The organism is Alishewanella sp. SMS8 (genome assembly GCF_030737935.1).
Lineage (GTDB): Bacteria > Pseudomonadota > Gammaproteobacteria > Enterobacterales > Alteromonadaceae > Alishewanella > Alishewanella maricola.
In genome coordinates, this window is the sequence record NZ_JAPJEA010000005.1 from 49669 (window position 1) to 62582 (window position 12914).

Consider the following 12914-nt stretch of genomic DNA (forward strand, 5'->3'; position numbering starts at 1 on the left):
ATTAATTATTAACCATAAAGCCAGAAAAAGAAAGCTATTCCTTTGCCAACAACCCATTCTGTAGCCAACTGACAAACTCGTTAGGATGAGAAATAAAGGGCGCATGCGAGGCTTTGTTTAATACCGTGCAGTGCGCTTTTGGCAAAAGTGTTTGTAGTTCAGGCACTACCGCAACTGGCACCAATGAATCAAGCCGACCAAAGCAACCATACACCGGCTGGCTTAAGGTGCTAAACGTTTGCCTTAAATCTTGCTCTGTTAATAAACGTAAAGCCCCGTGTACGGCCTCGTCTGCAGGCAAAGGTGCGGCGGCAATCGCCTGTTTAAGCTGTTGAATATCAGCGCGGGCATGTTCTGATCCCATCGCCTGGATCGCCAGAAAACGCTGAATAGTCAGCGCAATATTCTGGGTCAGTGCTTGAGCAAATTGCTCGAGTACTGCCGCTTGCATACCAGGCCAGTTGGCGTTCGCCAGAAAACACGGTGAGGCGGCAACTAACCCTAATCGCGCAACCTTATTGGGATAACGTGCGGCAATGGCAATAGCCAATAGCCCCCCCAACGACCAACCGCATAGATAACTTTGTGCAGGGATCATCGCCGCTAGTTGCGTTACAACGTCGTCAAAAGCATAGCCGCTTGGAAAACGCTGATTCATGCCAAAACCCGGTAAATCTGGCGTAACGACCTGATAATCTTCTGATAGGGTGGCTTTAACTTGCTGCCAGACACCGCTGTTCAATCCCCAACCGTGCAATAGCACCAAGGTTGGCTTAGCATTTTTACTCATTTCTGCCATGCTTATTCCATTTACACTGACCACTAATGACTATGCAGCTACTCGATACATTGCGTTGGCTATGGCAAAAACTTCTGCCGTCTCCCTGTTTGTGGTGCACCCTGCCAGTGCTCAACCATCAGCAATTGCTTTGCCCTGATTGCCAAACTGCTTTACCGCAATTACCTTTTGCCCTCTGCCATTATAACCTGCTCTGGCTTCCGGCAGTCAGCAATGGTTTAACAGACTGCCAGTTTGATCGCTTACTCAGTTTAGCTTGGTATCAATTACCTTTTCAGCATTGGATCCGCCGTTGGAAATTTCATGCCGATGCCTATTCGGCCGCATTATTACAGCAGCAGTTTGTGCAACTACTGAAACACTATCAAGCTGCAGGCCACCCCTTGCCCGATGCGATTGTGTATGTGCCAATGACGCGTAAAAAAGAGCGGAAACGTGGCTTTAATCAAGCCAAAATACTGGCTGAGCTTGCCGCCAACAATTTGCAGTTGCCATTGTTGGATATTTTACAACGCGGCAAAGACGGCGCACATCAAGTGGGGTTAAATCGACAACAGCGCCAGCAGAATTTAAAAGGGGTGTTTCAAATAACTTGTGCCGGCAAATTACCGGCACATGTAGTGTTAATTGATGATGTTGTAACAACCGGCGCAACAGCCAACCAGCTGACGCGCCTGCTAAAACAGCATGGTGCTAGCCTGGTTAGCGTTTGGACGCTGGCAGTAACCCCCGCGTTTAACTACTCGTCATCCTCTTCATCTTCCGCGTTAGCACTAAAACCATGACCTAAATACAGTGCGTTGACGAGTAAACGGCTTGAACCTTGGAAATAGCCACGGAACACCGGGTTATCCGTCATACCAATGACCCGACCACGACCTAAGTTATGCGCAACGAGAGCCGCACCTTCGGCTATGCGTGGTACGTATTCTGCTGCGGTGTAACCGGCTAAATGGGGTTCAGCACTGTACTTAGCAACATTAACAAAGGGTGCTTTGCTTGGCTGTAACAACACATTAGAGTTTTTAAACAGCGGCATATCTTTACGATTGAGACCAAAGGTTAACGGATGTGATAAATCCAATTCAGCATTAAAAATAGCCCCAGCAATGCGACGTTTGCCGGCCAAAGCCTCTTTATCAGCATAGGTTAATTCATTAGCAGGGATCAGCTCGGCCATATCATCTGCAGTCCACACCGCAGCTTGTAGCAGTTTGGCTTGCGCTAACATAGTGGCGCCACCTTTATGACCCCACAAAATACCGCCTTGCATGGTCCATTGCCGTAAACGATTAATGTCTGCTTCAGACCAGCTACGGTAGTTACCATCTGGCACAATAATATGGGTATAGCGGCTTAAATTAACTCGTGATAAGCGATCAGGCTCAATCATACTGGGTGAAACACCGGCTAAACGCTCGAGGTTAAACCACACTTCACCGGCTTCTGTTGAGTTAACACCCGGCCCCGCCACCACTAACACTTGCGGTAAAGTAACAGGCGTAAAATTACTACTACCCAGATCACTACCACGACTATTTAGCCCTGTGGTTAGGGTATGGATGGGTAAATTAAAACGCTCTTGTATTTTTTGTAAGCGGAAAAACCAATCTGCATGAGGCTGTAAACCCGCAGGGATAACCATGGCACCCGCTTTAAAGCCGCGATTACCCTTGGTGGTGGTCCCCGTAAAATCACCCAGCGCTGCACGCACCACTAAACCTTCAGCCAGCATCGCATGCAACATTACTGGGGCTTGCTGATCCTGCCAATTTAATACGTAGGCATAACCTTCTGCTTCTGGCGTTTGTTGTGGCGCCCGAGGCTGCCATTGCCAAGGTTGATCAGCTAAGGCACGGCCAGGCTCACGGTTGACCTGAACAAAATCAATGTTATAAGCATAAGGCAGGGTCCAAGCCGACACATCATAAAACGTGTTGTCATTAAAGGACTTATCGGTACTAAAGGCCGCTTTTAATAACCGATACTGCGCCTGTTGTAATGGCACATAATAACTTTGACCGGCTTTAAACTGTTGTTGCTCATATTGCCAATCTTGCTCTAATGGATATACCGTGATCTGATGCTGTGCTAATAAACGCAATAAGTCCGTTAAACGACTTTGATCTTGCGATTCCGTTAAGATATAGCCTTTAGCGCGATCACTGCGGGCTTGCTGCGCGGCAGACTCGAAAAACGCTTGTTGATAGGTTAATAGCTGTTGCCGATTGGTTACAGCACCACGAATAGTTGATAACGAGGCATCAAACTGGTTTTTAATGGCATCAGCAAAAGCTAAGACACCATTAATCGACTCTTGGGCATGGCCACGGCTACTGGCTTGTTCAAATAAGATGCCGACACTGCCATTGATATCCGGATAGGTTGAGCCTTTACCGATATAAAAATCATCGAAGCTTTCTTGCGTGTAATACAGTGCGCCTCGTTGATTAAAGGCTTGCGCATGAAAACCCGCCATCATTTTAGTCAGCTCAAAGTTGCGCTCAGGTGTTAATGGGTAATTGCGTGACGGAATGCCGGGCTGGAAGAAAAACGTGCTGTTGGTACCCATTTCATGATAATCGCCAACAATATTCGGCTGCCATTTGTGAAACTGCACTAAACGCGCCTGACTTTCCGGATGTTGCAGTAATAACCAATCCCGATTTAAATCAAACCAATAATGATTGGGTCGGCCGTTCGGCCAGGGTTCAATATGCTCACGATGTTGTGGATCTGTCACCGCAACTTTGCCTCGATGCATATTCACCCAACTTGCAAAGCGGTCATTACCATCAGGGTTTAAACTGGGCTGAATTAAAATGATGGCCTGCTTTAACCACTGCTGTACTTCTGGATTAGTGCTTGCCGTTAAATAATGCGCTAAAACCAAGGCTGCGTTGGCGCCACTCGCTTCATTACCATGGATACTATAACCCAACCAAATGACCACTGGGCTATCTGCAGTAATGCGAGCATTGCCTTGCACCTGAGCTAAATGCTGCAAGCGAATTTGTTCTAAATTAGCTAAATTTTCAGGAGAAGAAACAACCAATTGTAGCAACGGCCGCTGCTCATGAGTTTTCCCGATAACTTCCAGTTGTGCTCTATCCGATTGAGCTGCGACCACTTCAAAATAACGTTGAATTTGATCATGTCGCGCATGCCAGTCACCCACTTTGAAACCTAACAGCGCTTCAGGTGCGGACACGTCGTTAATGACTTTTTCGTTGAAGTAGTTGGCCTGTACCTGCCAAACTGCAAAAAACAAAATAATTGTAGCCAGTTTTTTCATTACAATCCCCCGAGTTTATGCGCTAAGTTAGCCAGAAAGCAGCACAAAACTCAAGCAGGGCTGGCATCGCCGCAATAGGAAGAGTATCATAAGGCATAACCTAGTAATTTAGTCAGGTACTACTATGATTGCAATTTCAGAACAGGCTCAAACCCACTTTGCCAAGCTGTTAGAAAAACAACCTGCTGGCACCAACATTCGGGTGTTTGTGGTCAACCCTGGCACGGCTCAGGCGGAATGTGGCGTGTCTTATTGTCCACCCGATGCGGTTGAAGAAACCGATATCACGCTGAACTTTACCGGCTTTGATGCGGTAGTTGATGAAGAAAGTAAACCTTACTTAGTGGACGCAGAAATCGATTTTGTGACCGATCAGATGGGTTCACAGCTGACATTAAAAGCGCCGAATGCCAAAGTACGTAAGGTGAGTGACAACGCCCCTTTAATGGAACGCGTGCAATATGTCATCGATAGTGAAATCAATCCGCAATTAGCCAACCATGGTGGCCGTGTTAGCGTGATGGAATTAACACCCACTGGCGTGGCAATCCTGCAATTTGGCGGTGGCTGTAATGGCTGCTCACAAGTCGACTTAACGTTAAAAGAAGGCATTGAAAAAGAGTTATTAGCACGTTTCGAAGGCGAGTTGTCTGGCGTAAAAGACATTACAGAACACCAGCGCGGCGAACACTCTTATTACTAAGTGCGCTAGCAGCATTTTATTACCAACTATGCTATAACAGCCTCGATATCCTTATTGGGGCTTTTTTATGCGTGCGCTGATACTTCTGTTACTTTCGTTAATACTTTCTCCGGCTCAAGCGGCCGTAATGTTGATTTATCATCATGTTGCCAGCGACACGCCGCGTGTGAGCAGTGTTACCCCAGATGAACTTCGCGCCCATCTCAGTTATTTTCGCGATAACAACTTTCAAGTTATTGGCCTTGACGTGTTAATTCAACAATTAACCTCGGGACAACCGATTGCCGATAATGCCGTGGTAATCACCTTTGATGATAGTTATGAAAACAATTTCACCACGGCACACCCTATTTTGCAGGAATTCGGCTACCCCTATACGCTTTTTATCAGCCCAGGCGCGATTGATCAGCGTATCGGGCCGGTGCTAACTTGGCCGCAAGTCAAACAAATGTCAGATGATGGCGTGTTAATCGCTAACCACGCCATGTGGCATGAGCATATGGCAACACGCAATAAAGATGAAACAGAAGTTGCTTGGTTAGAGCGGATGAAGCAAAGTATTCTGCAAGCAGAGCAGCGCATTCAAGAAGAAACGGGCCAACAGCATAAATGGTTAGCCTACCCTTATGGCGAATTTAATAATGCACTAGAAGATTTAGTGCAGCAATTAGGCTTTATTGGTATTGGTCAGCAATCGGGAGCCATTGGCCCTTTAACAAAATTAACGCGGATCCCGCGTTATCCTGCAGCGGGTCAGTATGCGGATCTCAAAGATCTCAGTCAAAAATTGCGTACGCTGGCCTTTCCTATTACAGAGTATGTGATGGCCGATCAGCAAGTCAGTGCTAACCCTCCTACACTGCGCTTATCCCTGCAAATAGAGGATTTTCGTCGGCAACAACTGCGCTGCTATGCAGGCAGTGAAGTGCTTGAGCCGGTCTGGTTAGATGCAACAACATTTGAAGTCACCGCCAGTAAACCTTTAAATCGCGGACGCAGTCGTTATAACTGCACTGCGCCATCGCTCAGTAAAAAAGGTTACTTTTATTGGTATTCGCAACCTTGGTTAAACGCAGGCTAAGGTCAATAACGTTATTTAAGTTGCGCTAACACCAACGGGAAATCGGCAAGCAGCTGTTCGGGATCAATCACCGGCGGCTGCCCAACCACCATCTCGGGTTTAAACATAGCTACCACTTGTCCTTGTGGATTCAATAGCACCACCGAAGCACTATGATCAACCAGATAATTGCCTTCGGCATTACTGCTCATGGCGTACATCAAACCAATATTTCGAACAAACGGAAACAGCTGATCGTGCCCTGCCGTAACACCTAACAATGCCGGTTGCTGAAAATAATTGACGTACTCGTTAATTTGCTTCGGCGTATCACGCTGTGGATCAACCGAAATAAACCAGATTTTCAATGGCTCGTTGAGCATTTTCGCTAATTCGGGCTGCACACCCGCAAGCTTAGCTAAGGTCAGCGGGCAAATATCTGGGCAAAAGGTGTAGCCAACAAAAGCGAGCGTCCATTGCCCATACAGATCTTGTCGACCAACGGTCTGACCATGTTGATCGGTTAAGCTAAACTCGGCTAAATTTCGCGCCTGTGGATATACCAATGCCTGCTTCGGCGCTGCGGGTTGTTGTAACATTAAAAATGTTAGCACACCGGCGACCAATGCCCCTACGGTCAATAATAAATAACTAATACTACGAAACATAAAGCGTTAATACCTTAAAATAATGATCGACCACTAACACCAAAAATAGCAACATTAAATGCACAATGGAAAACTTAAAGGTGGCCATCGCTGTGCTGGCCTCTGCAAAAAATTTCAGTTTCCACGCGTACTGCAAAAACCGTAAATTCAGTAACGTACTGGCCACTAAGTAAATAGCGCCGGTCATGCCGACAATATAAGGTAAGAGACACACAATGCATAGTATTAGGGTATATAACAGAATGGCACTTTTTGTATATTCAATGCCATGCGTTACTGGCAACATGGGCATATTCACTTTGGCATAATCATCGCGACGGTGGATAGCCAGCGCCCAAAAATGCGGCGGTGTCCAAGCAAAGATGATCATCACTAAGAGCAGAGCATGACCATGAATATCACCGGTAACAGCAGCCCAACCTAATAAAGGGGGCATGGCGCCCGCTAAACCACCAATCACGATGTTTTGCGGGGTGGCCCGTTTTAAAAACATGGTATAGACCACTGCATACCCAAACAAACTGAGTAAGGTTAACCATGCTGTCAGCGGGTTTACTGCAAAGTACAGCAAAACAAAGCCCGCTAAGGCTAAGCTGCAAGCAAAAATCACCGCTTGTTTGCTGCTAACCCGACCACGAGCCACTGGCCGACTGTGGGTACGAGCCATTTGTGCATCAATGCGCTGATCAACTACATGGTTTAACGCTGCGGCGGCAGCCGACAATAAACCGATCCCCACCGTCGCTGAAAACAACAAACCAAAGGAAATCCATTGATCTGTCGCCAACACCATTCCCACCCAAGCGGTTAACACTAACAAAGCGACAACCTTGGGTTTAGTCAGCTCTAAATAGTCGCGCCACAGCCGGCTGTGCATCCCTGATAATAATAACGTTGCCATATTATCTCTCCCTGCCTTGTTGCTGATTAATTTGATAGACCGATACCACAACGAACATCAGCAAACTGGCACCGACAAAGTTGTGTGCAACTGCATTTGCTAAAGGTAGGTGTAGCACAATATTGAGCACGCCCAAGGTAAATTGCAGTAACAAGGTCGCGCCAATGGCTAGTGCCAAGCGCTGCATTAGCGAAGATTGCGCATTCTTGAATAAACGCCACGCATAAAAGGCCACCACGCTAAAGGTAATAAGCGCACCAATGCGGTGTAATACATGAATGGTGGCACGAGCATCTTGCGACATCACGCCATATTCGTAATCACCGTGACCAAGATGTAAATCGAAGGCCTCAGCAAAGGCTAAACGATTTGACCATCCCGTTTCACACAGGGGTAAATCTAAACAGGCCAAAGCCGCATAATTTGCTGCAGTCCAGCCGCCTAGAGCAATTTGCATCAACACCACAATAGCCGCCAAGATGGCGAGAGGTTTTAGACGAAGCAATTGAGGCTCTCGACTAAGCCAATGAGGATGCACCTTAAGCCAATATAAAGCCAATAAGCAAAAAATGCCAAAACCAAACAGTAAGTGTGCCATCACTACCAATGGAAATAGGCCCATCGTAACCGTTAGTGCACCGAGCAAGGCCTGAAAACACACTAAGATAATTAACGCCGTGGGAATAATAGTTAAACGCCGTTGTTGCCAAACACTACTGATAAAGAGTGCGGCAATCAGCAGACCTAAAGTACCGGCCAAATAGCGATGCACCATTTCATTCCACGCTTTATGCGTTTCTAAGGGTCGCTCAGGAAAACGCTCAGCAGCTATTAACACTTTTTCTGGATGGGCCGGCACCTTCAAAAAACCATAACAACCTGGCCAATCTGGACAGCCTAAACCGGCGTCCGTTAAACGGGTGTAAGCGCCTAAAATGATCACGAGCATGGTCCAGCATAGGGTCAAAGTGACCAATTTTTTATGTAATGTCATACGCTGGTCCTGTCGTAATTCATCAACTTCATTAAATCGCTGCGGATCGATTTAGCCGTAACCGCCATTTGTTCTGCTTGCTCTGGCATCGGATAACGCAATAACACCAGGCCGCGTTGATCAACTAACACAATTTGGTTTTGTAATGCCGCCGTTGCCGCATTGGTTACATCTGACTGCGGAAAATTGGCATAATCAGCCGGTAATTGCTGGCCAACATACACCGTTTGCACTTGGTTTTGCTTGCGACCTAATCCGGTATACAGTTGCTTTACGGTGTATAAAGCTTGCTGGCAGGACTTTTGATCACACGCTGCAGCAACCACTGCAATACGCCAATGATCTTGGCGAGCACTGGCATCATCGAGTAAATAGATCTCTTGTTCCAACCAAGCCCCCTGACTGCTCGAACCAGGTGAAAACCAACCGAGCTCTAACACCAGCTTAGCCAAGGCCAATGGCAGAGCACAGCAGAGGATAAACAACAGCAGAAATTTGTTTTTATTCATGTTTTTTCTCCAATTGCAAACTAGCTGCAAGCGCAACACCTAATACCGCGATGGCTAAACCTAACCACTGCACGGCATAACCGCGATGTTTTTCAGGCGGTAACACCACGGCTTTATAGTGCGGAATAAAACGAGAGGGCGCTTGCTGATAAATAACGGCCGCATAAAGCGGTACCGGCAGTTGTTGTTGTAAAGCAGTGATATCGACTTGTTGCATACGCATCGGGTAAGTATTGCCTTCAAGGTTTTGCCCAAGCAGCACGCCACCTAATTTTGTTCTCACTAGACCCGATACACTGACTTCAGCAGGGATGGTTATTTCAGGTAAACTTTGACGACTGCTTGGCGCGGCAACCCAACCTAAATTAACGAGTAACGCGGGTGCCGTTGCTTGAAATTGCACCGGTATTAACACATCGTAACCGACGCGGCCTTCGACAATTTTATTATCTAATAACCACACGTAAGGGGCTAACCAACGGCCAGCATCTTCTACTAACACACCATCGGCCTCGGCACTGACCAAGTTAAACAGTTGCGACGCAGAGATAGCACCTTGCTGCTGCAGTACGGCCAACTGTTGTAATTGCTCGGTTTTTTCTGCGGCACGTTGCCATTGCCAATACGACAGCTTGATTAATATTAAAAAAGCGGCCAGAGTAATAAAGCACCACAGCCGATTAACGTTAAATAAGTGACCGAACAACTTAAACTGCATCAGTCAAACTCCGGAGATGAAATGATAATAAAAATAGCCATCGTTCTATTGCTGATCTATATCGTGGTTAATCTGGTAAAAGCCGGTTTTAGCGTTATGCGTCAAACCGAATCCAGCCACAGCTTGTCTCACTATCTTGGTAAACGGGTGTTGTTTTCAGCGATCGCCCTCGCCTTAATTATTATCGCGATGGCGACCGGACTGATTGCACCTAATGCCCGCCCTTATTAAAGCCGTTTAAATGATGTAGACAAAGACAAATAAACATAACCAAACCACATCAACAAAATGCCAATACAGGGCACCGGCTTTAAAAGCGAAATGCTTTTCTGGCGTGAAGTGCCCTTTTAACACTCTAAAAAAAATAAACAGTAGAATGATTGCACCCAGCGTGACATGTAAGCCGTGAAAACCGGTTAACAAAAAGAAAGTGTTACCGTAAAAGCCAGAGTCTAAGCGTAAGCCAAGATCACGATAAGCATGAATATATTCATAGCCTTGTAAACACAAAAACACTGCGCCTAAGAGCAACGTCAGCAACAAAAACAACTTTAATTGGCCACGCTTTTCTTTTTCTAACCCCACATGCGCAAAATGCAATGTGACAGACGAAATCACTAAGAGCGCCGTATTAATGGTCGGTAAACCCCATGCTGGCATCGCTTGTGTTTCAATACCACCGGGCGTTTTTAGTAGTGGCCATGACGGCTGAAAATCGGGCCATAAAATAGCAAAAGTCATCGCATTGTTACTGGCACCACCGAGCCATTCCATCGCAATCACCCGGCCATAAAACAAGGCACCAAAAAAGGCCATAAAGAACATCACTTCAGACACAATGAACCAAATCATACCTTGTCGGAAAGACCGATCCATTTGCGCACTGTATAAACCGGCCATAGATTCATCGATGACATTTCTAAACCAACCTACCAACATAAAAATGAGGATGGCAAAACCGGCAAGCAATAACCAACCGCCAAAACCACTTTGTTGCTTACTGACATCAATCACGTAATGCCCAGCACCAAAGGCAATACAAAACATCGCTACCGCACCGACTATTGGCCAAGGGCTTTGTGCCGGTACATAATATTTTTCATAGGTCTTATTCATTATTATTCCCCACTTTTTGCTGTAGCAGTGTCCGGCTGCCAACTGGCAGTCACGTCATACAGGGTGTAGTTCAATGTAATCGTGCTGAACTGCGCCGGTAGCGCCGGATCGACATAAAACTGCACAGGCATCAGCATATTATTGCCGCCCGCCAGTTGCTGTTGGGTGAAACAAAAACATTCAATCTTGTGTAAGTAGAGTGCAGCTTGGCCTGGCGAAACCGATGGCACCGCCTGGCCTACAATCATGCGGCTGGTGGGGTTTTCTGCGATATAGTTCATCACGTAAATTTCACCTGGATGCACCGTCAAACGGCGGATCTCGGGTTTAAAAATCCACGGCATGTCTTTGTTTGGTCGCGCCAAAAACTCAATGGTCACTTCGCGGCTAGTGTCGATATTATTCGCCAGCACAGTGGCTGGCGTTGCCGAGGGTTTGCCATTAATACCGGTAATATCACAAAACACGTCATATAAAGGTACTAAGGCAAAACCGAAGCCAAACATCAGTAACACAACCAGTAGTAATTTACTGACCAGCGTACGATGCAGCTGCATAAGCCCTCCGCTACTTAATTACGGGTGGTGTTTCAAAGGTGTGATAAGGCGCAGGTGACGGCACTTCCCACTCTAAACCTTCAGCACCTTCCCAAACCTGCGCAGTAGCGGGCACACCGCCGCGCGCACATTTAACCAACACCCACACAAAGATCAGTTGCGACAGGCCAAACAGGAAGCCACCGATACTGATAAAAGCATTAAAGTCAGCAAATTGCAGGGCATAGTCAGGGATACGGCGTGGCATACCCGCTAAACCAACGAAGTGCATTGGGAAAAACAACATGTTTACAGAAATCAAAGAACACCAAAAATGCAACTGGCCAAGACGCTCGTCATACATGTAGCCGGTCCATTTAGGCAACCAGTAATAAGCCGCCGCAATAATCGAAAACACTGCGCCTGTTACTAACACATAGTGAAAGTGTGCTACCACGAAATAGGTATCATGGTACTGGAAGTCAGCTGGCGTTATCGCCAACATCAAGCCCGAGAAGCCACCGATGGTAAACAGCACAATAAAGGCTAAGGCAAACATCATCGGCACTTCAAACGTCATGGCCCCTCGCCACATTGTGGCCACCCAGTTAAACACTTTTACCCCGGTAGGTACCGCAATTAACATAGTGCAATACATAAAGAACAAGGTCGCAAACACCGGCATCCCCGTAGTAAACATATGGTGGGCCCAAACCAAGAACGACAAGATAGCGATACTGGCGGTGGCATACACCATAGAGGCATAACCAAACAACGGTTTACGGGCGAAGGTTGGAATAATGGCGGAGATAATGCCAAAGGCTGGCAAAATCATGATGTACACTTCAGGGTGACCAAAGAACCAGAAAATATGCTGAAACAGCACGGGATCACCGCCACCGGCAGCATCAAAGAAACTGGTACCAAAAAATTTATCCGTCAACACCATGGTCACGGCACCTGCTAATACAGGCATAACCATAATCAGTAAGAACGCTGTGATAAACCACGTCCAGACAAACAATGGCATTTTCATCCATGTCATACCAGGAGCACGTAAATTCCAAATGGTGACGATCACGTTAATTGCCCCCATAATGGAAGAAATACCCATGATATGCACCGAAAACACAAACAGCGCCGTACTGTCACCGCTGTAGGTTGTCGATAACGGGGCATAGAACGTCCAGCCAAAACTGGGGCCACCGCCTGGCATAAATAAACTAAGTAAAAGGATCAAGAACGCAAAAGGTAAGATCCAAAAACTCCAGTTATTCATCCGTGGTAACGCCATATCTGGCGCACCAATCATCATTGGGATCATCCAATTAGCTAAACCGGTAAAGGCCGGCATTACCGCGCCAAATACCATAATTAAGCCATGCACTGTGGTCATTTGGTTAAAGAAGTGAGGTTCGACAAATTGCATACCCGGCTGGAATAACTCCAAACGAATAACCATTGCCATACTGCCGCCAAGGAAAAACATCACCAAAGCGAAAATAAGGTACATGCTGCCGATATCTTTGTGGTTCGTGGTAAACAACCAGCGTTTTATGCCGCTAGGTTTATGATCATGCGCATGATCATCATGTTCAGTAGTAATTGCTGACAT

At 46.6% G+C, this 12914-nt stretch carries 14 protein-coding genes; 4 read left to right on the forward strand and 10 right to left on the reverse strand.

Features of this window, described 5'->3' with window-relative positions:
- Positions 1-34: 34 nt before the first annotated feature.
- Complete coding sequence (gene bioH, locus ORJ01_RS14075) at positions 35-799, reverse strand: pimeloyl-ACP methyl ester esterase BioH (RefSeq protein ID WP_306178579.1); 765 nt, start codon at positions 797-799, stop codon at positions 35-37.
- A gap of 26 nt (positions 800-825) precedes the next feature.
- Between bioH and ORJ01_RS14080 the strand changes: the two genes are divergently transcribed.
- Complete coding sequence (locus ORJ01_RS14080) at positions 826-1584, forward strand: ComF family protein (protein ID WP_306178580.1); 759 nt, start codon at positions 826-828, stop codon at positions 1582-1584.
- Here ORJ01_RS14080 and ORJ01_RS14085 read toward each other — a convergent pair.
- Positions 1539-4094, reverse strand: coding sequence for a M14 family zinc carboxypeptidase (locus ORJ01_RS14085; RefSeq protein ID WP_306178581.1), 2556 nt, complete (start codon positions 4092-4094; stop codon positions 1539-1541). The two genes, ORJ01_RS14080 and ORJ01_RS14085, sit on opposite strands and share 46 nt — an antisense overlap.
- A 124-nt stretch (positions 4095-4218) precedes the next feature.
- On the opposite strand from ORJ01_RS14085, the gene nfuA reads away from it, so the two are divergent.
- Entirely contained in the window at positions 4219-4797 is a 579-nt protein-coding gene (gene nfuA / locus ORJ01_RS14090) for a Fe-S biogenesis protein NfuA (protein ID WP_226751332.1), read from the forward strand.
- Positions 4798-4864: 67 nt separating this feature from the next.
- Positions 4865-5878: a polysaccharide deacetylase family protein gene (locus ORJ01_RS14095; RefSeq protein WP_306178582.1), complete on the forward strand. Its 1014-nt coding sequence runs from the start codon at positions 4865-4867 to the stop codon at positions 5876-5878.
- Positions 5879-5889: 11 nt separating this feature from the next.
- Here ORJ01_RS14095 and ORJ01_RS14100 read toward each other — a convergent pair whose 3' ends face one another.
- The 5 genes from ORJ01_RS14100 to ORJ01_RS14120 are packed head-to-tail and all read right to left on the reverse strand — an operon-like array spanning position 5890 to position 9647.
- Positions 5890-6525, reverse strand: coding sequence for an SCO family protein (locus ORJ01_RS14100; protein ID WP_226751334.1), 636 nt, complete (start codon positions 6523-6525; stop codon positions 5890-5892).
- Positions 6515-7426, reverse strand: coding sequence for a heme o synthase (cyoE, locus tag ORJ01_RS14105; RefSeq protein ID WP_226751335.1), 912 nt, complete (start codon positions 7424-7426; stop codon positions 6515-6517). The genes ORJ01_RS14100 and cyoE overlap by 11 nt, the downstream gene beginning before the upstream one ends.
- A 1-nt stretch (position 7427) precedes the next feature.
- On the reverse strand, positions 7428-8420 hold the full coding sequence (locus ORJ01_RS14110; protein ID WP_306178583.1) for a heme A synthase: 993 nt from the start codon (positions 8418-8420) through the stop codon (positions 7428-7430).
- A complete protein-coding gene (locus ORJ01_RS14115) occupies positions 8417-8929 on the reverse strand; it encodes a hypothetical protein (RefSeq protein ID WP_226751337.1) in 513 nt (170 codons plus the stop codon). Before ORJ01_RS14115 ends, ORJ01_RS14110 begins: the two co-directional genes overlap by 4 nt.
- Positions 8922-9647, reverse strand: a complete 726-nt coding sequence (locus ORJ01_RS14120) for an SURF1 family protein (protein ID WP_226751338.1) — start codon at positions 9645-9647, stop codon at positions 8922-8924. Before ORJ01_RS14120 ends, ORJ01_RS14115 begins: the two co-directional genes overlap by 8 nt.
- Positions 9648-9668: 21 nt before the next feature.
- Between ORJ01_RS14120 and ORJ01_RS14125 the strand changes: the two genes are divergently transcribed.
- Positions 9669-9878, forward strand: coding sequence for a DUF2909 domain-containing protein (locus ORJ01_RS14125; RefSeq protein WP_226751339.1), 210 nt, complete (start codon positions 9669-9671; stop codon positions 9876-9878).
- Between the two features lie 6 nt (positions 9879-9884).
- Here ORJ01_RS14125 and ORJ01_RS14130 read toward each other — a convergent pair whose 3' ends face one another.
- From ORJ01_RS14130 to ctaD, 3 genes are read right to left on the reverse strand one after another with little or no spacing between them, the layout of a single operon-like run.
- Complete coding sequence (locus ORJ01_RS14130) at positions 9885-10763, reverse strand: cytochrome c oxidase subunit 3 (protein WP_226751340.1); 879 nt, start codon at positions 10761-10763, stop codon at positions 9885-9887.
- Between the two features lie 2 nt (positions 10764-10765).
- On the reverse strand, positions 10766-11320 hold the full coding sequence (locus ORJ01_RS14135) for a cytochrome c oxidase assembly protein (protein ID WP_306178584.1): 555 nt from the start codon (positions 11318-11320) through the stop codon (positions 10766-10768).
- Positions 11321-11330: 10 nt separating this feature from the next.
- Positions 11331-12914, reverse strand: a complete 1584-nt coding sequence (gene ctaD / locus ORJ01_RS14140) for a cytochrome c oxidase subunit I (RefSeq protein ID WP_226751342.1) — start codon at positions 12912-12914, stop codon at positions 11331-11333.